The sequence below is a fragment of the Paenibacillus sp. FW126-R14 genome, assembly GCF_058789495.1.
Genome location: NZ_JBYTBS010000041.1, coordinates 1 through 25,652 on the forward strand (window position 1 = coordinate 1; position 25,652 = coordinate 25,652).

Annotated in this window: 23 protein-coding genes and 1 rRNA gene; all 24 read right to left on the minus strand. The window is 48.9% G+C overall.

Going from position 1 to position 25,652, the window contains the following annotated elements; genetic code table 11:
- Nucleotides 1-77: ribosomal RNA gene (locus tag AC3WRW_RS22525) — 16S ribosomal RNA — on the minus strand; the annotation flags it as partial.
- A gap of 384 nt (nt 78-461) precedes the next feature.
- The gene (gene lysS, locus AC3WRW_RS22530; protein WP_492548537.1) at nt 462-1,958 is read right to left on the minus strand and encodes a lysine--tRNA ligase; all 1,497 of its coding nucleotides are present in this window, start codon (nt 1,956-1,958) and stop codon (nt 462-464) included.
- Nucleotides 1,959-2,084: 126 nt separating this feature from the next.
- Nucleotides 2,085-2,561, minus strand: a complete 477-nt coding sequence (gene greA, locus AC3WRW_RS22535; RefSeq protein WP_127457170.1) for a transcription elongation factor GreA — start codon at nt 2,559-2,561, stop codon at nt 2,085-2,087.
- Nucleotides 2,562-2,783: 222 nt separating this feature from the next.
- Nucleotides 2,784-3,800, minus strand: coding sequence for a tRNA dihydrouridine synthase DusB (gene dusB, locus AC3WRW_RS22540; RefSeq protein WP_492548538.1), 1,017 nt, complete (start codon nt 3,798-3,800; stop codon nt 2,784-2,786).
- A 17-nt stretch (nt 3,801-3,817) separates the two neighbouring features.
- Nucleotides 3,818-4,030: a helix-turn-helix domain-containing protein gene (locus AC3WRW_RS22545; protein WP_492548539.1), complete on the minus strand. Its 213-nt coding sequence runs from the start codon at nt 4,028-4,030 to the stop codon at nt 3,818-3,820.
- Nucleotides 4,012-4,527 carry a 2-amino-4-hydroxy-6-hydroxymethyldihydropteridine diphosphokinase gene (gene folK, locus AC3WRW_RS22550; RefSeq protein WP_492548540.1) on the minus strand — a complete coding sequence of 172 codons (516 nt, stop codon included), beginning with the start codon at nt 4,525-4,527 and terminating at the stop codon, nt 4,012-4,014. Before folK ends, AC3WRW_RS22545 begins: the two co-directional genes overlap by 19 nt.
- Nucleotides 4,524-4,892 (minus strand): dihydroneopterin aldolase, encoded by a 369-nt coding sequence (folB, locus tag AC3WRW_RS22555; protein ID WP_492548541.1) that lies wholly within the window; start codon nt 4,890-4,892, stop codon nt 4,524-4,526. Before folB ends, folK begins: the two co-directional genes overlap by 4 nt.
- Before the next feature lie 19 nt (nt 4,893-4,911).
- The gene (folP, locus tag AC3WRW_RS22560) at nt 4,912-5,727 is read right to left on the minus strand and encodes a dihydropteroate synthase (RefSeq protein ID WP_492548542.1); all 816 of its coding nucleotides are present in this window, start codon (nt 5,725-5,727) and stop codon (nt 4,912-4,914) included.
- Between the two features lie 32 nt (nt 5,728-5,759).
- A complete protein-coding gene (gene pabC / locus AC3WRW_RS22565) occupies nt 5,760-6,623 on the minus strand; it encodes an aminodeoxychorismate lyase (protein ID WP_492548543.1) in 864 nt (287 codons plus the stop codon).
- Nucleotides 6,624-6,626: 3 nt separating this feature from the next.
- Nucleotides 6,627-7,208 carry an aminodeoxychorismate/anthranilate synthase component II gene (gene pabA / locus AC3WRW_RS22570; protein WP_171685224.1) on the minus strand — a complete coding sequence of 194 codons (582 nt, stop codon included), beginning with the start codon at nt 7,206-7,208 and terminating at the stop codon, nt 6,627-6,629.
- A gap of 33 nt (nt 7,209-7,241) precedes the next feature.
- Complete coding sequence (locus AC3WRW_RS22575; protein WP_492548544.1) at nt 7,242-8,780, minus strand: anthranilate synthase component I family protein; 1,539 nt, start codon at nt 8,778-8,780, stop codon at nt 7,242-7,244.
- Nucleotides 8,781-8,897: 117 nt separating this feature from the next.
- On the minus strand, nt 8,898-9,839 hold the full coding sequence (cysK, locus tag AC3WRW_RS22580) for a cysteine synthase A (protein WP_171685226.1): 942 nt from the start codon (nt 9,837-9,839) through the stop codon (nt 8,898-8,900).
- Between the two features lie 113 nt (nt 9,840-9,952).
- Entirely contained in the window at nt 9,953-10,903 is a 951-nt protein-coding gene (locus AC3WRW_RS22585) for a peptidyl-prolyl cis-trans isomerase (protein ID WP_492548545.1), read from the minus strand.
- Nucleotides 10,904-10,938: 35 nt separating this feature from the next.
- Nucleotides 10,939-11,805, minus strand: coding sequence for an Hsp33 family molecular chaperone HslO (hslO, locus tag AC3WRW_RS22590; protein ID WP_492548546.1), 867 nt, complete (start codon nt 11,803-11,805; stop codon nt 10,939-10,941).
- A gap of 23 nt (nt 11,806-11,828) precedes the next feature.
- Nucleotides 11,829-12,593 (minus strand): type III pantothenate kinase, encoded by a 765-nt coding sequence (locus AC3WRW_RS22595; protein ID WP_492548547.1) that lies wholly within the window; start codon nt 12,591-12,593, stop codon nt 11,829-11,831.
- Nucleotides 12,590-13,459: a carboxylating nicotinate-nucleotide diphosphorylase gene (gene nadC, locus AC3WRW_RS22600; RefSeq protein WP_492548548.1), complete on the minus strand. Its 870-nt coding sequence runs from the start codon at nt 13,457-13,459 to the stop codon at nt 12,590-12,592. The genes AC3WRW_RS22595 and nadC overlap by 4 nt, the downstream gene beginning before the upstream one ends.
- Nucleotide 13,460: 1 nt before the next feature.
- On the minus strand, nt 13,461-15,071 hold the full coding sequence (gene nadB / locus AC3WRW_RS22605; RefSeq protein WP_492548582.1) for an L-aspartate oxidase: 1,611 nt from the start codon (nt 15,069-15,071) through the stop codon (nt 13,461-13,463).
- 74 nt (nt 15,072-15,145) lie between these two features.
- Nucleotides 15,146-16,084, minus strand: coding sequence for a quinolinate synthase NadA (gene nadA, locus AC3WRW_RS22610; RefSeq protein WP_171685231.1), 939 nt, complete (start codon nt 16,082-16,084; stop codon nt 15,146-15,148).
- A 211-nt stretch (nt 16,085-16,295) separates the two neighbouring features.
- A complete protein-coding gene (ftsH, locus tag AC3WRW_RS22615) occupies nt 16,296-18,260 on the minus strand; it encodes an ATP-dependent zinc metalloprotease FtsH (protein ID WP_492548549.1) in 1,965 nt (654 codons plus the stop codon).
- A gap of 97 nt (nt 18,261-18,357) precedes the next feature.
- Nucleotides 18,358-18,897 (minus strand): hypoxanthine phosphoribosyltransferase, encoded by a 540-nt coding sequence (gene hpt, locus AC3WRW_RS22620; protein ID WP_171685233.1) that lies wholly within the window; start codon nt 18,895-18,897, stop codon nt 18,358-18,360.
- Between the two features lie 70 nt (nt 18,898-18,967).
- On the minus strand, nt 18,968-20,383 hold the full coding sequence (tilS, locus tag AC3WRW_RS22625; RefSeq protein WP_492548550.1) for a tRNA lysidine(34) synthetase TilS: 1,416 nt from the start codon (nt 20,381-20,383) through the stop codon (nt 18,968-18,970).
- 34 nt (nt 20,384-20,417) lie between these two features.
- A complete protein-coding gene (locus tag AC3WRW_RS22630; RefSeq protein ID WP_492548551.1) occupies nt 20,418-21,329 on the minus strand; it encodes a protein kinase domain-containing protein in 912 nt (303 codons plus the stop codon).
- The gene (locus AC3WRW_RS22635; RefSeq protein WP_492548583.1) at nt 21,313-22,032 is read right to left on the minus strand and encodes a vWA domain-containing protein; all 720 of its coding nucleotides are present in this window, start codon (nt 22,030-22,032) and stop codon (nt 21,313-21,315) included. The genes AC3WRW_RS22630 and AC3WRW_RS22635 overlap by 17 nt, the downstream gene beginning before the upstream one ends.
- Nucleotides 22,033-22,194: 162 nt before the next feature.
- On the minus strand, nt 22,195-25,545 hold the full coding sequence (locus tag AC3WRW_RS22640) for a collagen binding domain-containing protein (RefSeq protein ID WP_492548552.1): 3,351 nt from the start codon (nt 25,543-25,545) through the stop codon (nt 22,195-22,197).
- Nucleotides 25,546-25,652 lie beyond the last annotated feature (107 nt).

Sequence of the window (25,652 nt, forward strand, 5' to 3'; positions counted from 1 at the left end):
GGATGAATCCGCTCGACTTGCATGTATTAGGCACGCCGCCAGCGTTCGTCCTGAGCCAGGATCAAACTCTCCATAAAGTTACCCAAAAAAGTGACGTTAACCTCCGAAGAGAATTCCGATTACTTTTCCGGGGCCCATATTTTAAGCTGACTTGCTCATTTGACTTGCTAGCGAGATCTTTCAATCTCATTTATAGTCGATTACTCGACTGTGCTTACTCACTCGTTGTTCAGTTTTCAAAGATCAAGTTTTTCTTGTCCAACCCGCTCTATTTCGAAAGCCGGAAGACTAATATACCATACTGAGTTTTTGTTTGCAACTTATTTTTTAAGTTGTTTTATTAAGCATTTGTTGATGCATCTCAGCGGCAACTTTTATAAGATACCACAGACAACCCAGACTATGCAAGTACTTTCGACAAAAAATTTCGAGGCACCTTCCGATGCCCCGAAATATACCCATTATTCTCCTTGGCGTTCACGCATAAGCGGGAACAGCAGCACGTCGCGAATAGATGCCGCATTCGTCAATAGCATAACCAGACGGTCAACGCCTATTCCTAATCCACCTGTCGGCGGCATGCCGTATTCCAATGCACGGATGAAGTCTTCATCCATCTCATGAGCCTCATCATTGCCTTGCTCTTTCTCACGCAGTTGAGCTTCAAAACGCTCTCTTTGATCGATAGGATCGTTAAGCTCGGTGAATGCATTCGCATGCTCACGCGCAACGATGAAAAGCTCGAAGCGGTCTGTGAAACGCGGATCCTCCGGGTTCTTTTTGGCAAGCGGTGAAATTTCTAATGGGTGTCCGTAGATAAAGGTCGGCTGTATCAGCGTCTCCTCTACAAACGTCTCAAAGAATTGGTTCAAAATATGCCCAAAGGTCATATGCGGCTCGACAGGCACATTGTGCTCTTTGGCCAAACGATGCGCTTCCTCGTTCGTCATTTGAACACCAAAGTCTACGCCTTTAACTTCTTTAACCGCATCTACCATGGAGATACGTCTCCAACCTACAGCCAAATCAACGACATGATCGCCGTAAGGAATCGAAGTCGTGCCAAGCACCTCTTGAGCGATATGCGCAATAAGCTCCTCAGTCAGTTTCATGATGTCTTTGTAGTCAGCATACGCCTCATACAGCTCAATCATCGTAAACTCCGGATTATGGCGCGTAGAAATGCCTTCGTTCCGGTATACACGACCGATTTCGTAAACTTTCTCCAGACCGCCGACAATAAGGCGTTTCAAGTGAAGCTCAATCGCAATACGCATATGAAGCGGCATATCCAAAGCATTGTGATGTGTATTAAACGGACGCGCCGAAGCTCCGCCTGCAACGGAATGAAGAGTTGGCGTTTCCACCTCTAAATAGCCCAGGGAATCCAGGTAACGTCGCATGGACTGAATAATACGCGAACGCAAAATAAATGTCTTCTGAACGTCTTGATTCATGATCAAATCAACATAACGCTGGCGATAGCGCAATTCTACATCGCTAAGACCATGAAATTTGTCCGGAAGCGGCAACAGGGACTTAGTCAATATCTCGAGAGATTGGACTTTAATCGAAGTTTCTCCCGTTTTTGTTTTGAACACAACCCCTTGAACGCCAACCATGTCGCCAAGATCCAAGAGATCGAATGCTTTGTACTTGTTGGCATCCAGCGCATCTTCCCGCACGTAGATCTGAATTTTCCCGGTAATGTCCTGAATATGGGCGAAACTCGCTTTACCCATACCTCTTTTCTGCATAATGCGCCCGGCAATACTTACTTCGCGGTGCTCTTCATCCAGCTCTTCTTTGGTTTTATCTTGGCAAGCCGCCAAAATCTCTTGGGCCGTATGCGTTCTTACATATTTGCTGCCAAAGGGGTCTACGCCCAGACCGCGAAGCTCGTCCAATTTGTTACGGCGAATGACGAGCAATTCGTTCAATTCCACTTCCTGGCTCATGTTTTCATCTCCTACATATTTTAGTAAAGGGTGCTTAAACCGGAAAAAAGCTTCCGTAAGGAAGCTTTCCAGGACAATTTGCCAATGCTGCGCAAAGGTAAATTGCAACGGGGCTGCGGCTGCACGCTACTTTTTAATATCAACAATTTGATACTGAATGACGCCAGCAGGAACGTTAACGTCAACGGTTGCGCCCTTTTGCTTGCCAAGAATTGCTTTGCCCACCGGGCTTTCATTGGAAATCTTATTCTGCAGCGGATCGGACTCCGCAGTACCTACGATGTTGTACTCCACCAAATCGCCGAATTCCAAGTCCTTTAGTGTGACAATGGATCCAACACTTACGGTATTGATATCGACATCGTCGTTATTAATAATCCGCGCATTGCGCAGCATTTTTTCTAAAGTGATGATTCTGCCTTCAATAAAGGCTTGCTCGTTCTTCGCATCTTCGTACTCGGAATTCTCACTGATATCGCCATAACCGATGGCGACCTTGATTCTCTCCGCTACTTCGCGGCGCTTCACTGATTTCAGATGCTCAAGCTCATCCTCGAGCCTTCTCAAACCTTCTGGTGTAAGAATGACCTCTTTTTCAGCCATTACCAACTGATCTCCCGTCATGTGAAAGATTTTCATATCGTTGAATCGATGCTTCCTGCTAGGAGTTAGGTCTTTATAGAGCTGATTCAAGTAGTATGAATTCACAGTTATAAAAATAAGGAACTTGCTCGTTTGTCTTTCAATATATGCAGGAACACATTAATATTGACTGATTATATTGCAACCGTTTCAAAATGTCAATCTCAACCATAGTTGCATGATTTATTGCAGTACGGGAGATTCTTCTTCGCTGGATGAAGACGATTGCGCAGCAAGATGCTCAACGTATTCATTCAATGTCCGAACCATTTCGTCACGCTTCAACATCTCCATAATGGCATCCTTCACGCGAGCCGCTCCAGTTAAACCTTTGAGGTACCAAGCCATATGTTTGCGCATTTCTTTCACGGCAACATGCTCGCCTTTGAGCGCGATGAGCCGGTCCATGTGCAAGATCGCAATGCGGATTTTCTCTTCCGGCGTCGGTTCCGGCGGCAATTCGCCACCCGATAGGTATTGGACGGTACGGTAGAGCATCCATGGGTTGCCTAGTGCCCCGCGACCGATCATTACGCCATCGACACCTGTTTGGTCCAGCATGCGTTTGGCATCCTCGGGTGTTACTACATCTCCATTGCCAATTACGGGAATCGACAGAGCCTGCTTCACTTCCCGGATGATGTTCCAATCCGCCTTACCCGTGTAAAGCTGCTCACGCGTTCGTCCATGGACACTAACTGCGCTTCCGCCGCCTCGTTCGACAGCTTTCGCATTTTCGACAGCATAAATGTGCTCGGAATCCCAGCCAATTCGCATTTTTACGGTAACGGGCTTGCTGACAGCTTTAACGACCGTCTCAATCATTTGCTCGATTTTGTCGGGCTGCAGCAGCCAGCGCGCGCCAGCGTCGCATTTGGTGATTTTGGGCACGGGACAACCCATATTAATATCAATAATATCTGCATTGGTATGCTGATCCACGATTTTGGCCGCTTGCACGAGCGTTTCCGTGTCTCCGCCGAAGATTTGCAAGCTCAGCGGCTTTTCGCGGTCGTCCACATACAGCATCTCCATCGAACGGGCGTTCCCGTGAACGATCGCTTTGTCACTAACCATCTCCGCACAGACCAAGCCTGTGCCAAACTCTTTGGCAATCAGACGAAATGCAGGATTACAAACGCCCGCCATCGGGGCGAGCACAACTTTATTGGGAGCTTCGACATTACCTATTTTCAGCACCGAAGATTCCACCTCTCTCATCTCGCAACCACGGCAACTAACTCGTCCGGCTCTATATCGAGGACTTGCGAGATTTTTTGAATAATTTTCGTATCCGGCTTACGTGTTCCTCTTTCAATTGCGCCCAAAATGGCGATCGAAACGCCGAGCAAATCGGCCAACTCATTCTGGGTGTACCCTTTTAACTTACGAAAAGCGCGTATGCGCTGTGCTACTGTGCTTTTTTCCATAACACGACGCCTTCCTTTCCTTCCAGTTTCTCCAACTGTGCGGAGATGAATTCAAATGCAGCATCTTGCCGCTCGTAGAGAACCTCTGACAGAGGGACTAATACAAAAGCCCGCTCATGCATCCGCGGATGCGGAATGATCAAGTCGGGAGTCGTAAGCCGTTCGTCGCCGTACAGAAGTAAATCCAAGTCGATCGTTCTCGGACCCCAGCGCACATCGCGCTTTCTTCCCAGTCGATTCTCGATGGCCAGCAATGTGAATAGCAGATCTTCCGCAGGTACAACCGTTTGAATCTGAACGACCATATTAAGAAAAGCAGACTGGTCCACATAGCCGACCGGTTGGGTTTCGTAAATACTGGATAAACCAGTCACGACAATACCCGTTTCCCCATTCAGCTCTGTGATCGCATCCTGCAAAAATTGTTCACGATCCTCTATATTAGACCCTAATGCGACATAAGCCGCAATGCTTCGTGCTCGTTCTTCGGCTGTCATGACGTTGCCCGCTTTCGGTTAATCTCTACTGTAACGCCGTCAAAAATAACGGCAAAGGGCGGATGCGGCTTAATGACGCGAACCGTCACTTCATTGATACTAGTATAAGTATGCAGCAGCTCGGATGCAATGTTTTCCGCTAAAGCTTCAATTAATTTGAAGGTGCGCCCTTCGACAATTTCTTTCACTTTGAAAAAAACTTCCCCATAATTCACGGTATCATCGAGCTGATCCGACAGACCCTGCTTGTGAAGCGGAAGCATGAGCTCCACATCCACATAAAAGCGCTGACCGAGCTTATTCTCCTCCGGGAAAACGCCATGATTGCCAAAAAACTGCATACGGGACAGTGTGATTTTGTCCATTTGTTGTGACCTCCTTCATTTAAGAGCGAAGTATAGCATCCGTCATAACGGCAGCCCGCTTCGTCGCTAGTACGTCATGTACGCGAACGATACCGCAACCCTGCGCAATCCCCAGCACGACTGTTGAGATTGAACCTTCCAGCCGTTCTGCCGGCGGCAGATTCAGCGTCATTCCGATGACGCTTTTGCGAGATGTGCCGAGAAGTACCGGGTAGCCGAGATCCACGACCGGACGCAGCTGGTTCATGAGCTGTAAGTTTTGTTCGTAGGACTTGGCGAAGCCGATGCCGGGGTCCAAAATAATCCGCTCGTCGCGAACGCCCGCTTCTCGAGCTTGTTTCACATACTGCTGAAGATCGCTCAGCACCTCAGGAAGAAAATCGTTATATTCCGTATTCAAGCGGTTATGGGTAATAATGAACGGACAATCATAGCTCGCCGCCACTCCGGCCATCCGAGCATCAGCCTGTCCCCCCCATACGTCGTTGATGATGTGTGCGCCCGCCGCCAAAGCTTGCTTAGCGACTTCAGCTTTGTATGTATCTATAGATATAGGAACGTTAATTTCACGGCTTAGCGCTTCAATAACGGGAATGACGCGGTGAAGCTCTTCCTCTTCGCTCACCTCAGCAGCCCCCGGACGCGTGGACTCGCCTCCAATATCAATGATATCTGCGCCATCCGCGACCATCTGGCGCGCTCTGCGCACCGCATCATCGATCTTGATATAAGAACCGCCGTCCGAGAAGGAATCGGGCGTTACGTTCAATATGCCCATGATGATCGTTCGATCACCGATGGGCAGCTCGTGTCCTTTGCAGGCTAACACTTTCATCTGCTGTTCACTTCCTATTGTTTTTCAATTTATCAATATTCGTTATACCATTCGCTCAGCTTGCGAGTTATCGGGCCTACGTCACCTGTGCCGACAGTAACTGCTTGCCCGCTTGGTGTGTAAAGCGTAGTAACCGGTACAATTTCCTGAATGGAATTGACTAGAAAGACTTCATCGGCTTCCGCCAGATCCTCCCAGCGATACAATCCGTCTTGGGTGGGAATATGCCCCTTCTGGGCAATCCGCAGCACATGGGCTCGGGTAATTCCCGCTAAAATGCCTGTATCCAGCGATGGCGTGTAGCAAGTGCCGTCCTTGATGAAAAAGATATTGCTGACAATGCCTTCAGCCACATAACCCTCCTCGCTCATCATCAGACCTTCTGCGCCTGTGGCCCATGGATACTGGCCAAGCTCCCTTTTAGCCAAAATATTGTTCATATAGTGAAAAGACTTGAATCGGTACAAACCCTCCGGCGTATTGCGCGGCAGCTTCAGCAGCTGCAACGATTTGCCCTCTTCGTAGGTCTTCGTATCCTTAGGCGGTAGAGGTTTGATATACATAATTTCCGTTGGCTGTCCATAATCGCCAGAAGGAAGTCCCAGCGCTTCTACACCGGCGGATACGGAGAAACGAATATAGGCATCCTGAAGCTCGTTCGCGGCAAGCAGCTCATTGATAAGCTTCTGTATGCGATCAAGATCAGGCTCATAAACAATACCCAGTTCCTTGCAGCCTTCCGCTAGGCGATTCAAATGCTCTGGCAGAAGAAACGGAACTTTATTATAGGTACGAAAGGTCTCAAAGAGACCTAGTCCGTAAAGAAAACCGTGATCGTAAACCGAGACCACGGCTTGCTGTTCATCCATAAGTTTGCCATTGATGCTAATAATCATAAATCAAGCTCCTGTTTTAGCCGTGCGTCGCAGGAAGTTGCGCAGCATTTGGTGGCCATGCTCAGTGATAATGGATTCCGGGTGAAATTGAACGCCTTCTATTGGATACTCTTTATGGCGCAGCGCCATGATTTCGCCTTCAGCGGTACGGGCACTGACTTCCAAGCAATCCGGCAGCGTCTCCGCTTTGACGATCAAAGAATGATAACGTGTTGCTGTAAAAGGAGATGGCAGCCCTTCGAATAGCGTTTGGCCGTCATGGAATATTTCTGAGGTTTTGCCGTGCATTAAGCGCTCAGCGCGAATAACGTCGCCGCCGAAAGCTTGTCCAATGGATTGATGGCCGAGACAGACGCCGAACATGGGGATTTTACCCTTGAAATGGTCAATCAGTGATAGGCTAATGCCAGCTTCATTCGGCGTGCAAGGCCCCGGAGATATTAAGATGTGGTCCGGCGCCAAGGCCTCCACACCCGCTAAATCAATTTCGTCATTGCGACGAACGATGACTTCTTCCCCAATCTCCCCCAAGTATTGGACGAGGTTGTACGTAAACGAATCATAATTATCAATCACTAAAATCATTCTAAGCTCCCCTTTCGTCAGCCCTGCTCAGGCTTAAGCTCGGCTCATGCTCCGCTCGCTATATTCAATTGCTTTCCACATCGCTTTGGCTTTATTCAAGGATTCGATATACTCCCGCTCCGGAATGGAATCGATGACGATCCCCGCTCCCGCTTGAATATGTCCCATGCCTTCGGCCGCCACCAGCGTGCGTATAATAATATTAAATTCCATATTCCCGTTATAGTCAATCCACCCCATAGAACCGGTATACGGGCCTCGGCGGACAGGTTCTAATTCTTCGATAATTTCCATGGTCCGAATCTTCGGCGCGCCTGTGATCGTTCCTCCAGGAAATGTGGCGGCAATAACATCGTACGCATCCTTTCCTGGGGCCAGCTCGCCGACCACTTCGGAGACAATATGCATGACATGGGAATAGTACTCAATCACCATGAAGTCTTTGACGCGGACGGAGCCGTACTTGGAGATGCGGCCCAGGTCGTTGCGCTCGAGGTCGACCAGCATAACGTGCTCGGCGCGCTCTTTCTCGTTGTCGATGAGCTCGCCGGCCAGGCGCAGGTCATCCTGCTCGTCCTTGCCGCGCGGGCGCGTGCCGGCAATCGGACGCGTCCGCAGGACGCCGTCCTCCAGCTGCACGAGCAGCTCCGGCGAGCCGGAGACGAGGGCGAAGCCTGCGAAGCGCAGCAAGCCCATGTAGGGCGAGGGATTGACGATGCGCAGCGCCTCGTAGATCTCTTCCGGCGTCGTATTCAGCCGCCGGCTCTGTCTGACCGACAAGTTGACTTGGAACACGTCACCTTGGGAGATATAGGCTTGGATGCGCTGCACCGCCGCCATGTACTCGGCTTTGCCGAACGCAGGCTGGATGCCTGCAATGCTCTCTACATCGATGTGCAGCTTCTCGCGCGCGATCGATGCTCCATCCGGGCCGCTGTGCTGTGAAGCGCCGGTCCCGCTTGAGCGGAGAGCCTGCCAGCGGCCGAGCATGGCATCCGCCTGGGCTTGCGCCTCGGCGTACAGCCGCTGCAGGTAGGCATCATCTGCAGCCAGGTCCTGCTGCCGGGGCATATGGACCATGAGGTACAGGCTCTTCTCCAGATGATCCACAGCCCACACCTGATCATACATAGCGAAGCTGTAATCGGGGATTGGCAGGTCGTCTGCCGCTTGAGCCGGAAGCTTTTCGATGGTGCGAATCACATCATAGCTCCAAAATCCGACACACCCGCCTAAGAATTTAGGCGCACCCTCCACTTTGGGACTTCGGTGGGCGGACATCCATTGTTTCACGACTGCGAGGGGCTCCCCCTTCACGTGGGCTGCTTTGCCGGCCATGGCGATTTCAGCCTCCAGCCCTTTTCCGTGTACAGTTGAAAATGGCTGCAAACCGAGGAACGTGTATCGCCCTCCCTTACCGCTCTCCAGCACAAAGGAATCCGGCGATGCTTCCTTCCATGCTGATTCCCAAGAGGCTACACGGTCTTCCTTCAGTTCAAGCTTTATGACGTAAGGCAGCATGGTAAATGCGGAGGACCAACTGCGCCACTGCTCTAAGGTTGTTAAAATCATGTTTGCCCCTCCTTCCAGTAATATCCGGGGATTAGTTGTCCATTAGTATACTCCAACCCATGACAGAAAAAAAGCCCCAGCTGCAGGAGCTGAGGCTTGCTTGGTTGGATGTCGAACTTATTGCTCTTCGAATTGGTAAAGCGGTGTAGACAGGTAACGCTCACCGTTACTTGGAACGACAGCAACGACACGTTTGCCTGCGCCAAGCTCTTTTGCCACTTTCAAAGCTGCAAAAATCGCTGCACCGGAGGAAATACCGCCAAGAATACCTTCTTCTTTGGCTACGCGGCGGGAAGTTTCGAAAGCATCGTCGTTCTCCACGGCAATGATTTCATCGTAGATCTTCGTGTTCAAAATACCAGGAACGAAGCCGGCGCCGATCCCTTGGATTTTGTGAGGACCTGGCTTACCGCCGGAAAGAACCGGTGAAGCCGCAGGCTCGACAGCATAAATTTTGATGTCCGGGAAATTTTCTTTCAGCACGCCGCCAGCGCCTGAAATCGTTCCGCCCGTACCGATACCTGCGATGAAAGCATCTAGTTTGCCGTCATGTCCTTTGATCGCTTCCACGATTTCCGGACCTGTTGTTTCGCGGTGAATTTTCACGTTTGCTTGGTTCTCGAATTGTTGCGGAATGAAATAGGATGGATTCTCCGCCTTCAGTTCTTCCGCACGTTTGATCGCACCTTTCATCCCTTCGGCTCCCGGTGTAAGTACAAGCTGTGCACCGTAAGCACGAAGCAGGTTGCGTCTTTCTAGAGACATCGTTTCCGGCATAACCAGAATCGCTTTGTAGCCTTTAGCAGCTGCCACTAATGCGATTCCGATTCCTGTGTTACCGCTAGTTGGCTCAACAATCGTATCGCCAGGCTTGAGTTTGCCTTCTTGTTCGGCGACCTCGATCATGGAGATGGCAATACGGTCTTTTACACTGGCACCAGGGTTCTGATATTCCAATTTAACATAAACCTCTGCGCTTCCTTCTGGAACCACACGATTCAAGCGAACAAGCGGTGTATCTCCAATTAAATCCGTAATACTTTGTACTAATCTTGCCATTTCTAGTTCCCCTCCAGATTGAGTAATAAATGATTTCCGAGTTAGTTAGTCGGTATTATGCATTAATCTTATCAATGCATACTATGGTTGTCAACCATATTTTCCACAGTAGGCTACTTAAACTGCGGATCTATGATCGTTACTTTCCATTTCGTGCGAAGCTGCGAAATATAATCTTTGAGCGGCGGCGCTTCCTGCAGCGCCAGCTCTCTGCGTACATTTTCCCGAATAAACGCACGATCCGGATTCGCTTTCTCCCGCTTATTTTTCAGCTTCACAATAGCAAATCCTTGTGCCAGCGGAACAGGTTTACTCACTTCTCCAGCCTTCAGCAATTTCGCCGCTTCCAGCACGGGAGCGGATACAAAGGGGTCATCTCCCTCAATCCAGCCCAAATCGCCTCCGGAATTATTGGTTGCGTCATCGAGAGAACGATCCCTGGCCAGAATTTCAAAGCTTTCCCCTTTCGCCAGCGCCGCTATGACTTTGTTCGCCTGATCCTTGGTAGAGACAATGATCTGCTGGATGTTGTACTCGGATTCTTGCTTAAATTCATCGGGATGCGCTTGGATATAGGATTCCACCTGAGCATCCGTTATTTGTATATGGCTGGTAGCGAGTTTCTCCAAGAGCAGCTTATTCGTAACATCGTCTTTGATTTCTTGTTGGGACAGCCCCAATTGACTTCGCATGGATGCGTAGAATTGTTCTTCACTCTCATAGCCCTGTTGCATTCGTTTCAACTCACGCGCAATCTCCGCGTCTCCAATCGATGTTCCCGTCTCGTTTCCTTCCAAACGTATCACTTCACGATCCAACAGTTGACCTAACAGTTCTGCGCCATAATGACGTTCCAGCGCCGTTTGCAACTCTTGCCGCGTGATGGCGCGACTTCCAATTTTGGCAACGACCTGCTCGGTAGTGTGCCCGCCTTGCTGCTCAGGATCTGCTGGATGACTCGGTTCTGATTGGTTCATGATATGGGTGATCAGCAAGGATGCGAGCACGAGATTACATACAGCCATCACAATGATGACTCCCCACAATCGCTTTACGTTCTGCATCCTGACTCCCTCTTCATTTCCATAGTGCTGCTGATCTACAGATCAATCATCCGCTGCAGCTCTTCTTCATTGTAGCGATACGCTTCATTGCAGAAATGACACACGACCTCGGCAAAGCCTTCATCGTCGAGAATTTCTTGAAGTTCCGCTTTCCCTAAGGAAATTAACGTAGATTCAATTCTCTCCCGGCTGCACTTGCAGCGGAACATAACGTCCATCTGATCCAGTGTCTGAAAAGACGGCAGCACCGTTTGGAGAATTTCCTCCAGGCTCAGCCCACTGCCCAGCATGCTTGTAAACGACGGGATACGCGAAAGCATTTCCTCGATTTCCCCAATCTCTTCGTCGCTTAATCCAGGAAGCAATTGAATGACGAATCCGCCGGAAGCGAGGATGGAGTGATCCGTGTTTACCAATACGCCAAGCGCGACAGCCGAGGGCGTTTGCTCGGACTTCGCGAAATAATAAGTGAAATCTTCGGCTAATTCGCCGGTAATTAAAGGCGTACTGCCTTTATACGGCTCTTTGAGACCTAAATCTTTGGTTATGTACAAAAAGCCTTCCGTTCCTACTGCTGCAGCAACATCAAGCTTGCCATTCGCTTTAAGGGGAGGATCAACTAGCGGATTATCCACATAACCGCGCACCTCGCCTTTGGCATTGGCATCGACCACAATCTGACCGATCGGACCGTCGCCTTTGACTTGAATAATAAGATGCTCCTCTCCTTTGAGCATGGCTCCGAGAAGAAGACCTGCTGCCGCCGTTCTTCCCAGGGCCGCTGTGGCCGTCGGAGTCGTTTGGTGTCTTCGGCTAAGTTCATCTGTGAGAACGGTGGTTTGTACCGCAAAAGCGCGTACTCTTCCCTCAAGGGCCGTTCCTCGAATTAAATAATCGCCCATGTTACGTCCTTTCCTTAAACAACTTATGCATTTTTCTCATATATCATTTGTAAGCCTTGCAGGGTCAGCAGGGGATTCACAATCTGAATCGTCCGGGATTCGCTGGAGATCAATTCGGCAAGCCCCCCCGTTGCTATGACGGTAGGATTCACATTAAACTCCTGTTTTACCCGTTCGACAATGCCGTCAACCTGACCTACATAGCCGTAAATAATTCCCGCTTGCATCGCTGCTACCGTGTTTCTGCCTACAACGCTCTTCGGCTTTACAAGCTCGATGCGCGGCAGTTTCGCGGCCTTTTGATACAACGCTTCTGTCGATATCCCGATTCCCGGCGCAATGGCGCACCCCACAAGCTGCTGGGCAGGGTCGATATAGTCGTACGTTGTCGCTGTTCCGAAATCAACAATAATACAAGGGGCCCCATAAAGCTCAAGCGCCGCAACAGCATTCACGATGCGATCCGCTCCAACCTCTTTGGGATTATCTACCCGCACGTTCAATCCCGTCTTGATGCCGGGACCTACGGTAAATGGCGTTCTTTTTAAATAATGCAGACAAAGGTTTTCCATGACGCTGACGAGAGGAGGAACAACGGAAGAGACGATGACACCGTCAACTTCGCCGAATGTGATCCCTGAGTGTTGGAACAGGCTGAATAGCTGCATGCCATACTCATCAACGGTAGCTGAGCGGTTCGTGCTCACCCGCCAATGGTGTTGAAGCTCACGCCCTTTGTAGAGACCGAGTACAATGTTGGTATTCCCAACGTCGATGACAAGAATCATAGCGCTGTCTCCTTCCGCTCATTGAGGTCAAGTGAAATATCCAGCGCTGCAACCGAGTAGGTCAACCGTCCGACCGAGATCACATCTACGCCCGACTCAGCCATAGCTTTAATGGTCTGCAGCGTTACGGACCCCGACCCCTCTACTACAATATGCGGAGCTTTGCTTTTAATTATGGAAACTGCTTCCTTCATTTGCACGGGTGGCATATTATCCAACATGATGATGTCTGCACCGGCGGACAAAGCTTCATGGAGTTGGCCGAAATCCTCAACTTCCACCTCAATCTTCATGGTATGTGGAATTTGACGTCTTGCCGCTTGTACAGCTTGGATAATACCGCCGGAACCCTTGATGTGGTTATCCTTAATCATCACAGCATCGTAAAGACCGAAACGGTGATTATGGCCTCCACCCACGCGAACGGCATATTTCTCCAGCAGCCGGTGACCCGGCGTCGTCTTCCGTGTGTCCACAAGTCGGGTCGGCAAGCCCTCCAGAGCGTCAACAAACTCCCGCGTTCTGGTCGCAATGCCGGACAATCTTTGCATGAGGTTAAGGCTCAAACGTTCCCCAAGCAGAATGCTGCGGGTGTTTCCTTCCACTTCAGCTAGTATAGTCCCTTTATTAACAGACGATCCTTCGGCCACTTTAGTTTCAAAACGAAGGGACGCATCGACGACGGCAAATACTTCTTGCGCGATTCGCAGACCGCATACGATCCCGTCTTCTTTGACGTGGATAATCCCTTTGGAAGCATGTTCCAAAGGGATCGTTGTCAGAGTCGTGACATCTCCTGTGCCAATATCTTCTTCTAACCAAAGCCGAATATGTTTACGAATTAGTTCCATATTTAGATCCAGCATATTAAATCCACTCCTCAATGCTATCTTCCCCGCGCTTAAAAACAATATGCTTCTTCCAAGCATGATCGTCCCGTTCCGGGAAATCTTCACGGTAATGACCGCCCCGGCTTTCCTCACGCGCCAAAGCTGCTGCTGTTGTAAGCAAAGCACAGTTCAGTAAATTAGCAAACTCATATTCTTCGCGTTTCGTCATTAGGGAATCATAAATGGACAGATGTCTGGACAGTTCGTCATGGCCTTTTTGCAGACCTTTGGCCAAACGCTTCAGTCCGGCGTAGCGCAGCATGACTTTCTGCAATTTCAGCTTCTTTTCGACAACGGCCTGATTAGGAATCTCCGTTCTTGGCGCTTCCGACTCTGCGCGGAGCTGGATATCGCCTTCCAGAGGCGGAAGCTCTTGAATACGTTCTATGATCCTTCTACCGAAAACGATAGCTTCCGATAGCGAATTGCTAGCCAAACGGTTAGCGCCATGTACCCCTGTAGAAGACACCTCGCCGCAAGCAAAAAGTCTGCGGACGTGCGTTTCACCGTGCAAATCAGTCTTAACGCCACCCATCATGTAATGGGCTGCAGGCGCAACCGGAATCCAGTCTGTGCTCATATCCAGACCGTAATTCAAGCAGAACTCATAGATCGTAGGAAAGCGGTGTTTAATGAGTTCCTCGGTTTCATGCGTAATGTCGATATATACAAACGTTGATTTACTATTCTCCATCTCGTCCACGATGGCGCGCGCCACAACATCCCGGGGCGCTAGCTCAAGCTGCGGATGGTAGCGCTCCATGAAGCGCTCCCCTTTGATGTTGCGCAGATAAGCTCCCTCGCCGCGCACCGCTTCCGATATAAGAAAACGCGGAGCGCCCGGGTAGCAAAGCGCCGTTGGGTGGAATTGAACGAATTCCACGTCTTGAATTTGCGCGCCGGCGCGATAGGCGATCGCGATGCCGTCGCCGGTCGCGATATCCGGGTTCGTCGTGTAGCGGAAAAGCTGCCCCGCGCCCCCGGAGCAGAGGATCGTGGCGCTGCCGCGGACAAACACCCGCTGGCCGCCCGGCTTCTGCACGAGTGCGCCGTAGCACTCGCCATCTTGCGTGATGAGGTCGATCACGAAGTGATCGTCCCAAATCTCGATGTTCGGATCCTGCTTCGTGCGTTCCGAAAGAGCCCGTACAATCTCGGCGCCGGTAGCGTCGCCGTGCGCGTGCAGAATGCGGCGCTGGCTGTGAGCCCCTTCTTTGGTCAAAGCGAACTCTCCGTTCTCCAGGTCGAACTGAGTTCCCATGTGAATCAGGTCCTGAACGCCGTTAGGCCCTTCATGAACAAGAACGTCAACAGCCTCAGGCGAGCAGAGGCCGGCGCCGGCGATCAAAGTATCCTGCATATGATATTCAGGTGAATCCTCATCGGAAATAACAGCAGCAATCCCGCCTTGTGCATAACGGGTGTTGCTGTCGAGGAGCGATTTCTTCGTAATCATCAGAACTTTCTTATTTTCACTAGCGCGCAGTGCCGTAAATAATCCCGCAATACCTGCGCCAATCACAATCACATCTGTATGTACATGAGGAATGGAATTTAAATCTACATCTACGAGGTATCTAGGAATCATGCCGCTCACCCGTTCTTCTCCGTTAATTATACAAATTGATGCGTTCTTTCAATTAAACAAGAGAGTAGCGCATGCTACTTTACTTGTAACATGCGCTCTAAGGACAATCTTGCTTTATCGGCTACATCTTCCGGCACATAAATCTCCGGCTGCATCGTCTCCAGACATTTCACAATTTTCTTTAAATTGTTCACTTTCATATTCGGGCAGACCAAATATTTCGTTGCGAAGTGGAATTGTTTGTCCGGGCTGTCCAGGCGCAATTGGTAACCTGTCCCATCTTCCGTTCCAACAATAAATTCCTTGCAGTCTGACTCTTTGCAATATTTAATAATCGCTGTCGTACTTCCTACGAAATCGCCAAGCTTCACAACTTCCGGCCGGCACTCCGGATGGACCACGAATTGCGCATTCGGATACTGCGCTTTCATTTCTTCGACATCTTTGACAGTCAGCATATCATGCGTGTTGCAGTAACCTTCCCAGATGATCACTTTTTTGCTTGTGAATTTTGATACATAGTCACCCAAATTTTTATCCGGTACCCAGATGATCTCATCTGAATCGACGGAATTGATGACGTTTATGGCATTTGCGGATGTACAGCAAATATCTGTTTCTGATTTCACATCGGCGGACGTATTAATGTAAGCAACGACTTTAGCTTTAGGATGTTGGCGCTTCAAAGCACGAAGACCTTCGACATTCACCATATCCGCCATTGGGCAGCCTGCCCGTTCATCGGGAATAATTACCGTTTTGTTCGGGGCTAATATTTTAGCGCTTTCTCCCATGAAATGAACGCCGCAGAAAACGATAACATCTGCATCTGTTTGTGCCGCCTTTTGCGCTAGCAAGAAGGAATCCCCCCGGAAATCGGCAACCTCTTGAACCTCGTCACGCTGATAATAATGAGCCAGAATAATGGCATTCCGTTCTTTCTTCAGTTGCAGCAGCCGTTCTTTCAATATACGGTTCTGCTCCGCTTTGCGCTCTAATGCTAAAGCTTCCATGGATGCTTCCTCCCCGGTTTGGGATGTAAAATGTATTTCATAATTGTTTCATAACATCTAAAATAGTATGATCAAACCCTCAAAAATTTAGAGATTTACAACTAATTTACACATTCCAGCATCCCCTGTCAATGCGTAAAAAAGCCGAAATAACCACAAAAATCCGGGTACACCTGACGTGTACACCGGATTTGCGTGTTACCATCCCTTGTTACTCTTCGGATTGATCCGAATTGGGTTCCTTGTCTTTCTCTTTATCTTTGTCGAACTCTAACTTGTTGCTTTCGTTTGCTTGGCTTTGCGGCTGAATGTTCACTTTAACGTCTTCGTCGTCTGCTGCTCCATCCAACTTGCCATTTTCGAGCAATGATACGATTTGGTCTTTATCGAGTGTTTCTTTCTCGAGCAACGTCTTCGCGATCAAATGAACTTTATCCGCATGCTCGGTCAAAATCTCGCGCGCCCGCTCATAGCATGCGCGAATGATATTTTGCATTTCCTGATCGATCTCATACGCAATAGCATCACTGTAGTTCTGCTCATGTCCGATATCGCGACCCAGGAACACTTGACCCTGAGAGCTGCCGAACTGCATAGGACCTAGCTTGTCGCTCATGCCGAACTCCATAATCATACGGCGAACGATGGCCGTTGATTTGCGGAAATCATCATAAGCTCCGGTACCGATTTCACCGATGTAGATCTCTTCCGAGACCCGGCCGCCGAGAAGTCCCGTTACCTTATCAAGCAGTTCCTTCTTCGTTTGCACTAGAGGATCCGTGCTTTCTTTAGGGAGCATCATCACATAACCGCCAGCGCGTCCGCGCGGAACAATCGTCACTTTATGCACCATGTCGGCATTCTCGGCATAGTAGCCAATAATAGCGTGACCGGCTTCATGGTAGGCGACAATCCGCTTCTCGCGATCGGTGACGATCCGATTTTTCTTCTGCGTACCTACAATAACACGGTCAAAAGCTTCTTCGACTTCCGCCATCGAAATATCTTTGCGATTGCGGCGAGCCGCAATCAAAGCTGCCTCGTTCAACAGATTCTCGAGGTCCGCTCCAGTAAACCCGGTTGTATAACGGGACAGCGAATCCAGCTTCACATCTTTGGCCAGAGGCTTGTTCCGTGCATGTACTTTCAACACGGCTTCGCGCCCTTTCACATCCGGACGGTCAACCGTAATTTGACGGTCGAAACGGCCTGGACGCAGCAAGGCAGGGTCAAGAATATCAGGGCGGTTCGTCGCGGCAACGATAATAATACCTTCGTTGGCGCCAAACCCGTCCATTTCAACGAGCAACTGATTGAGGGTTTGCTCACGCTCGTCGTGTCCGCCGCCTAAGCCGGCGCCACGTTGACGACCGACAGCATCGATCTCATCAATGAAAATGATACAAGGCGAATTTTTCTTCGCATTTTCGAACAAGTCACGTACACGGGATGCGCCGACACCGACGAACATCTCCACGAAGTCGGAACCGGAGATACTGAAGAACGGCACGCCTGCTTCACCGGCAACCGCACGTGCAAGCAATGTCTTACCTGTTCCCGGAGGACCGTTGAGCAGAACCCCTTTGGGGATTCTAGCGCCGACCGCCGCGAATTTGCGTGGATCTTTGAGGAATTCAACAACCTCGACCAACTCTTGCTTCTCTTCATCCGCGCCTGCCACGTCTTCGAATGTGACACGCTTCTTCTCCTCATTATATAAGCGGGCACGGCTTTTGCCGAAGTTCATGACTTTGCCGCCGCCGCCCTGCGCTTGATTCAACAGGAAGAAAAACAAAATGAAGATAATGACGAATGGGATAATAGAGGTAAGGAAACTAATCCATACGCTATCCCTCTCCATCGTCTCATACGTTTCCGTCGGAACGCCATTGGCTTCAATCAATTGAACGACCAAAGGCTCATACGGAGCGTGCGTTTCAAAGCTCTTCTTATCTGCACCGCTTGGAGGGTTAATGTATTTACCTCTAATCAAATACGTGTAACCATCGAACTTCAACGTTACGGATTCCACATTTTTGTTAACGACTGCTTGGCGGAATTTATCGTAAGTTATTACTTCCTTTTGTTCGTTTTGGGTACTGATGAAATGGACGATACCTACTGTTACCAAAAATATAAGTAAATAAAAACCGGTATTCCGGATAATTCGATTCATCCCAAGCCTCCTCTCGAACGGCACACTTTTATTATTTTACCATATCCCGGTAAAGCACTACAACATAACCGCATTGAAGAAGCCGGGAAGTATGACATTAAGTAGTATAGATCTCTGGTTTCAATATGCCGATAAACGGAAGGTTACGGTATTTCTCTGCATAATCTAGACCATATCCGACAACGAACTCGTCCGGAAGCACATAGCCTGTGTAATCAGGTTCGAGTTCCACGGTTCTGCGACCCGGTTTATTAAACAGCGCAACGACCGAAATCGTCTTCGCATTGCGTCGCTCTAGCACATCTATCAGATAACTAAGCGTTAAACCGCTATCGATAATGTCCTCCACGATAAGAATGTGACGCCCTTCTACCGGAACATCAAGATCTTTAATAATCTTAACGACGCCGGATGACTTCGTGGATTGGCCATAGCTTGAAACGGCCATGAAGTCGAGTTCCAATGGCACTCTGATTTGCTTGACAAGGTCAGCCATGAAAATAAAAGCTCCCTTAAGCACGCAAATAACCAATGGATTCTTGCCTTCGTAATCGACGGAGAGTTGCTCTCCTAATTCTTTAATCTTCCCTTGAATCTGTTCTTCACTGTAAAGAACTTCTTGAATGTCGCTGTACAAGGATGAACCCCCTAGATTATATTATGAATCCTTATAAATTTACATTCTAGAAGAACGAAATTTACGCATGTTACTTTAGCACGAGCTTCAGATGAAGCACACGTTCCGTATCGGGTCCGACCAGAGCGTGCTTAGACCTGCGAAAGCCGGCAATCCAGAGGATCTGTCCGGTAGCATCGACCAGTAACGGGATGACATCGCGCCGGCTTAGCGGCATTTTGGCATCAATGAACATATCTTTTACCTTTTTGGACCCGTTTAAACCATGAGGTTCCAATCGATCTCCAGACCTGCGGCTTCGCATATAAAGCGGCAGTTGAAGTTGATCCAGATCCAAAAATACGTCTGTTGCCGATGAGAGCAAATCAGCTTCCTCTATCGAACTGACGTGCATCCGAGAGATGAGCAGCTTAGCTTCTATTTCCGGCAAGTTCAGCCCATCCGTATCCAATCCGATCTCATATTCATAAGGCTTCGGCGTAGGAGCAAAGGTCTGAAATTGAATGTCTTCATATTCTCTCACAATATAAAGCGCATCATTTACCTGCAGGACTTGATTAGAAACCTGATCTTGCAAGATCAGCTCGCGGATACTTTCAATCCGGTTAAATTCCAGCCGGTCCATTCCCAAACAAAGACAGTTTAATATTAATTTAATCAAACGCCTTTGTAAAGCAACGTGGAGTCCGGTGAAATCGCTTCTCTCCAGACGGCAAACAGCTCCCTGAAAAGTCGCTATCCGGCGTAAAACCCGCTCGGTTTCCCCAGCCAAATAATCATCCTCAGCACGCATCATGTCCGTCAATCGATTCAGCGATTCCGGAAGTTGTTCATTATACTGCTTCAGCACCGGCATGACATCAAGCCGAATTTGGTTGCGAAAGTACTTCCGCAGCGCATTGCTGCTGTCGTTGCAATAAGTAATTTCATGCTGAAAGCAATAATTCACAATATCTGATTTGTATATACGTAGGAAAGGACGAATCAGTTCCACTTTTTTTTCGCGCCTGCGTTCCGGCATCCCGACAAGCCCGGACGGGCCTGTTCCGCGAAGGATTCTCATCAAGACCGTTTCCGCCTGATCATCCGCATGATGAGCGAAAGCAATCCGCTGAGCCCCATAGTCGGCAGCCACTTGATGCAGGAATTCGTACCGTTTCTCACGCGCGGCGGCTTGACCGTTGAGCGCTGTTTCCTCTATATAAGCAGGAACGTCGATAACCCCGATTTCATAAGGGATTCCCCATCGCTTAGCCAGCTCCATAACGAAATCGGCCTCTGCATCCGACTCCGCTCCCCGGAATTGATGATTCACGTGGGCAACGACCAGCTGCCATTTGAAACTGTCCGCCAGCGTAAAAAGGACATGAAGCAGCGCCACGGAATCAGGCCCTCCTGAAACCGCAACGACGACGACATCTCCCGGATCCGCCAGCCTCTCTTCTGTTATCCGCTGCCGCACCACGGCGGCAAGATCGACTTCCATGCTGTATTCCTTTCTTCCTCGCGCTTTTCCCCGGCTAATTCAACCAATACATATAAATCGTGGCCCCAAAAATAAAAATGGAAGCGGCAAAGCAAATTTTCAGCCATGGCATTTTGAGTGCGGGCTGTGCGAGCTTTTTACCCGAGATTAGCTTTCTCCAATAGTGATACGCTTCTTGCGAGGTGCCAAATTCACTTTTCAGAGCTTTGTGCAGAAAAGGCGCAATGTGCGCAGCGGCCGGATTCTCACGGATAATTGCCGTAAGCTGCTCCAAGTCCCTGTTCTGCGGCAGCATTTTGTTAATAGCAGAGAAGCGTTGGCGCTGATCGAGCGATTTTAAAAGTAAAATGGCAAATGAAAATAAATCATAGCTCTCTTCGGCGACCCGCTCCCCCATGTTCCAAAAACCGCGATCGTACACTTCCGTTAATTGTTTAATCGCTCTGCCTTTCGGTGTTACCCCTCCAAAATCAATGAGGTCCACATCGCCATAGTTGGATACGATCATATTCTCAATCTTCAAATCCCCGAACACATAACCGCTCTGATGAATCTCGGTCAGCTTGCGAAGCAGATTAGAGCCAATGACATAGATCCAATCCTGCCCCCGCTTATGTATAAATTGAGAAATCTTCATTCCTTCAATATACCGCATGACATAGAAAGAAACATCTTTCCCGCGAACCTGCATATCATCCGCATCGACTAAAAAATGCTTAAAAGATGTTTCTGTGAGCGATATGGCGAGAAGCGAGTTGATCTCCGATTGATGGTCAACCGTTTCATGTCCCGCTTTCAATGCAAACCGGACCGTTCCTCTTCGTACGAGAACCACAACACCGTTAGAGCCAGCACCTAATAAACGTTCGACCACATAGCTGTGGCCGTTCCATTTGCCTTGGATCTCTGCCCCTGGACGGAAGGCTTCCTCATACCACGTAGTCACTCAGCATCCCATCCCCGGTCGTTGGTATGACAGGTTTCTCCGTTACGAACTGCAGCGTTTGCAGGAGCGCCGGACCTGTCGGAGTCGTACCCTTCATGTTTATTTTATAGAACATCTTATCTAAATTTGCAAGTTGATTCGTCCAATCGAGATCCATCTCCAGCTCTTGGTCTCTTGTTTTGGTGGAAGGGAAATGAAACACCGCTAATTCACTTTTGCCGCTGCGGGCTCTGAGACTTAGCAGTAGATCATGAATGGCTTCCCTTACGGCTGCAAGCTTAGGCTTCATACTAGCACTAGCATCTATTAAAAGCGCTACGCGCAGGGAAGAGGTTTCACTCATCGAGTCGATCACATGAACCACCTCAGCCCGCTTCTCCGGCGGAAGCTGCTCTAATTGATTAATCCCCAGAATACTTTGCAATTCTTTGCCTACCGCATGCTGGATCGTTGTCGTTACGGTTTTACGCGTCATCATTTGAACGGTTTGGGACAGTTGGCCCGAATTGACAATCCGGCTCATCCCGCCGCCTGCCGCGGCAATCTCCCGAATCTCCTCGGAGCCCAGCATGCCTAGCTCCCCTTGGTCGACCACACCGATGACATTCACCGTGACGCCTTCTGTATGCGCTTGTGCGGCCGCGATTACAGGGCTCACACCAACATTCGAACACCCGTCTGTAATTAACAAAATCTGTTTCATCATGATATCTGCCTCCCTGGCCCTAGAAAAAATTTTGCTCTCTAGCAGTTCTTCTCCTAGTTTTTCCATTTTTGAGAGGGTCTAATCACGAGGATAACAGAACGGCAAAAAACAGTTAGCCGGCTAATGCGGCTGACTGCTTTTTGCAAACACACTTGTGCTTTATGGCTTACGCCGTCTTCTTCTCAACAGAAAGCCAGATAGAACCAAGGCCACTCCCGCTAGTTTCACATACGTATGGCTGGACTCTCCGGTTACAGGAAGTGTTTCCGCGTGATTGTCAGGCTGATCCCCTCCCCCTTCGTTGTCGCCTTTCACTGGAGTAAGTGCCCCGGTTGGTGTCGGACTGGCATTGGGAGCAGATTCGTTCGACGGTTTTGACGTTCCAGCCGGAGTCGGACTTGGACTTGGATTTGGTTTTGTACTCGGACTTGGCGAAGTAGATGGTGCCGGCGTCACGCTTGGCTTCGGCGTTGGCGAAGCGCTCGGAGTCGGAGTCGGATCTGGATCGGACGGCGTGCTTGGTCCCGACGGCGTTGGCGACGGTGATGGTGATGGCGTCGGCGATGGCGATGGCTCCGGTTGGGAAGACCTTTCATTGGGAACGGACATGACCAAGTTCTGCGCCGAACCAAGCGTTACAGGACGTTCGATAGCGTTTAACACATACCCGGAAGGAGATTTGGTTTCCTTCACGATGTATTCACCGGCCAGCAGGCCGGTAAAGTCAGCAGTTCCATTCGCATTCGTAATCACCGTGCTAATCAGATCCTTTGTGTCCCTGCCGGACTTCCGGTACAATTCGAAAGTTGCTCCGCTAAGCAGTAAATTTTCGTTAGCTGCATCAACTTTCTTCACCGATAGAGATCCTCTGACACCGCTGCCGGTGCCGGAACCGCTCGAAACGCCTACTATAATATCCTGAACGGTTTCTTTGGTGATAGTCGTTTCGTTATTGCCGCTAAAACTGACTTTATTGGAAACGATGTCTTTATCATTGGCAGAAATGAGAGATTGATATTCCAAGATATAGGCCGAATTAATCTGCTTTGCGAACTTTAATTCAAACGTTTGTCTGCCGTCGTCATAGGTTTGGAATGTCACCGTGTAATCCGCACCCTTTGTCAACTCCGCTCCCTTAATTAAATCGTCGTTTGCCGCAAAGAGATGGAATGAATCCGGAAGCAGTATCTGATTTTTTGTCGGTGTATCGAAGATAGCAGCGTCTGATACTGTGGATTTCCCGCGATTGATGATAACTTTCCAGTTTATCTTCTCGCCGCTCTGCTGACCTTCTTTGCTGACATACTCTCCCCCGTGCGGAATGTTAACAGTCGCTGTTAGATCATTCGATACGGGTTTATTTCCGTCAAATAATTTGGCCGTATTATTCACTGTACTATTAATAAGCTGACCCTCAAGACTCGTTGTAAAGACTAAATAATACGGTGCTGAAATTGGCTGTTTGAACGTTACAATTAGCTTATTGTTAGCATCTACGTGGTAGTCATAGTTTGATGCATCCACTTTAGAGCCCTTAAAACTAGGCCCATCAGCCAAAATATTCATGTTGTAGACGGCTAAGGCAGCGGAACCTTCCACCAGCTTTTGATTTGATTGCAAAAGGTCCTCGAGCACTGCTGACTCAAGCGTTTTCTTGTTATAGTTGAAGCCTACCGTCCAAGTGATTTCTTTTGAATTCGCATTATACGTTCCGTTTTTAAACCCGTTGTTCTTGACTTCAGCCCTTGGTTCAAAATTAGTGGTTACCGTTTTGGTTTGCCAAGTTTCACTACGATCGAACCATTTGAGCTCGGCCGAATTGCTAAAGATGGTGCCGCCCGCAGGCTGAATCCAATCCAGATTGAACTCCGTTTTGTAGCTAATTGTAATCGGACTGTTAAGCGTATTCTCAAATTTAATTTTCAAGCCTTCGTCAGGGGCTACCGAATTATCGATTGTATACTCTGTTGGATCTAGAATTGTGGTGCCCTTTTTAATGACTAGCGAATCCGGGAGAAGACGGAGGCCTTTATTCGGAAATGTATCGGTCACAGTAACATGATACATTTCATGACTATCCCCGTTAATCGCTACGTTCCACACAATCGTCTTAGCCCCATAGTCTACAGTTCCAAACGTTTTGGCAAGAACAGCCTGCAAGAGAGGCTTTGAAGCTGTTTTAACGATCCCGCTGCCGGAAGTGACTTGGTTCGTTATTAACACATTATTGACAACGGGAATGCTTGACTTCGTCACATAGATGATTTTGTAAGCCGATGAAATATCGCTTTTGAACTGAAGCTTGAACCCTTTCTTAGCCGGAGCCTCTTGTGGCGTCACTGTATATTCGGAAGCAGGCAGTTCACTGCCCAACACCTCGTCGCCAGAGGGACTGAACGTTACCGGATAGACTTTGAGAGAATCCGGAACTAAATCTTGGTAGTTATTGTAGAAGTCTGATAACCATGCTGCCTCCTGGGGAATGTTCCCTTCGTTATAATTGTACATAATTGCCCAGCGGATGGACTGAGAACTGGCGATGTATTCGAGGGCAGTCTTTTCAAGCGGGCTTCCATGCTTTACGGAGACCGTTGCAGTTGCCTCAGCAGTCGTTATGTTGCTCCCCGCCAACTTTGCGGTGTTCACGAATGGTCCTTTGGATTGGTCAACGATTGGCGTCGCATATTGAATCCGGTAGGCAGAAACGATAGGGCTGTCTGTAAAGCGTAAAGAAAGAACATTCCCCTCCGTACTCACCGTATACTTGCTGCTGTCTACCAAATCACCCTGAACCGTTGTGCCATCCAATTGTACATCCAAATAATAAACGGCAACTTTGTCCGGGGCGGAGAGCCCTGCAGGTATAGGATCTGTTACAGCAGCCCCTTGAATAGCGTCCAGAGATTTATTTACATCAACCGTCCAATCGATTTGCTTTGCATTGAAGCCCACAGCTGCTCCGGTTTTGCTTATTGTTGAAGAAACTGTCGGCTTGAAGGTAAGCGTAAACACCTGTTCTCCGGAATGAATCGGAATTTTAATAATTTGTGTGGTGCTGCCTGTAATCTGGCTTTTATTGAACTGGGTATTGAGTGTGAGAGTTCCCTTCACATTGTCATGGCTTTCGATGTAATTGTTAAATGTAATTACGACTTGATGACTGTCTTTTCCTACATGGAACGTTCCTACCTGATCGTCCCCCATAGTCAGATTGCCGCTGATGTCATTGAATAGTAAAAATTGCTGCGGCAGATCAAACGAATAGGTATCACCGGCATGGTGACCGTTTGGCAGAGACCAAGTGTAGTCCAGTTTCACCTTAGCCCCTTGATCATAAACGTTGCCCGTCACTACTTGACCCGCACTGTCGTATACCACCATAGTCACGCTGTCCAAAATACTTTCACTAATTACGGTAGCACCGGCGTTCGTTGAAAAGCTAATCCCGTACAGGCTTTGCATGAATACTAAGAGAGCAATTAACAAAACCTTCATCTGTTTATTAAACATTTTTCCTTCTTACCTCCATTCCTGACTAATAACTGGACCTAAATACGGGCAATCCACAACGTTTGAAACAAAATGTATCAAAAATACCATCAGTATACAATACAAAT

Bases quoted from the DNA above. Each gene is read 5' to 3' on its own strand.
- hslO (WP_492548546.1), bottom strand. From the start codon at position 11,805: ATGGGCGATTATTTAATTCGAGGAACGGCCCTTGAGGGAAGAGTACGC.
- nadA (WP_171685231.1), bottom strand. From the start codon at position 16,084: ATGGAAGCTTTAGCATTAGAGCGCAAAGCGGAGCAGAACCGTATATTG.
- folB (WP_492548541.1), bottom strand. From the start codon at position 4,892: ATGGACAAAATCACACTGTCCCGTATGCAGTTTTTTGGCAATCATGGC.
- ftsH (WP_492548549.1), bottom strand. From the start codon at position 18,260: ATGAATCGAATTATCCGGAATACCGGTTTTTATTTACTTATATTTTTG.
- pabA (WP_171685224.1), bottom strand. From the start codon at position 7,208: ATGATTTTAGTGATTGATAATTATGATTCGTTTACGTACAACCTCGTC.
- AC3WRW_RS22640 (WP_492548552.1), bottom strand. From the start codon at position 25,545: ATGTTTAATAAACAGATGAAGGTTTTGTTAATTGCTCTCTTAGTATTC.
- AC3WRW_RS22585 (WP_492548545.1), bottom strand. From the start codon at position 10,903: ATGCAGAACGTAAAGCGATTGTGGGGAGTCATCATTGTGATGGCTGTA.
- nadB (WP_492548582.1), bottom strand. From the start codon at position 15,071: ATGATTCCTAGATACCTCGTAGATGTAGATTTAAATTCCATTCCTCAT.
- pabC (WP_492548543.1), bottom strand. From the start codon at position 6,623: ATGATTATTAGCATCAATGGCAAACTTATGGATGAACAGCAAGCCGTG.
- AC3WRW_RS22595 (WP_492548547.1), bottom strand. From the start codon at position 12,593: ATGATTCTTGTCATCGACGTTGGGAATACCAACATTGTACTCGGTCTC.
- lysS (WP_492548537.1), bottom strand. From the start codon at position 1,958: ATGAGCCAGGAAGTGGAATTGAACGAATTGCTCGTCATTCGCCGTAAC.
- AC3WRW_RS22635 (WP_492548583.1), bottom strand. From the start codon at position 22,032: ATGAAACAGATTTTGTTAATTACAGACGGGTGTTCGAATGTTGGTGTG.
- greA (WP_127457170.1), bottom strand. From the start codon at position 2,561: ATGGCTGAAAAAGAGGTCATTCTTACACCAGAAGGTTTGAGAAGGCTC.
- nadC (WP_492548548.1), bottom strand. From the start codon at position 13,459: ATGCTGGATCTAAATATGGAACTAATTCGTAAACATATTCGGCTTTGG.
- AC3WRW_RS22575 (WP_492548544.1), bottom strand. From the start codon at position 8,780: ATGATTTTAACAACCTTAGAGCAGTGGCGCAGTTGGTCCTCCGCATTT.
- folP (WP_492548542.1), bottom strand. From the start codon at position 5,727: ATGAAAGTGTTAGCCTGCAAAGGACACGAGCTGCCCATCGGTGATCGA.
- cysK (WP_171685226.1), bottom strand. From the start codon at position 9,839: ATGGCAAGATTAGTACAAAGTATTACGGATTTAATTGGAGATACACCG.
- AC3WRW_RS22545 (WP_492548539.1), bottom strand. From the start codon at position 4,030: ATGGAAAAAAGCACAGTAGCACAGCGCATACGCGCTTTTCGTAAGTTA.
- tilS (WP_492548550.1), bottom strand. From the start codon at position 20,383: ATGGAAGTCGATCTTGCCGCCGTGGTGCGGCAGCGGATAACAGAAGAG.
- folK (WP_492548540.1), bottom strand. From the start codon at position 4,527: ATGACAGCCGAAGAACGAGCACGAAGCATTGCGGCTTATGTCGCATTA.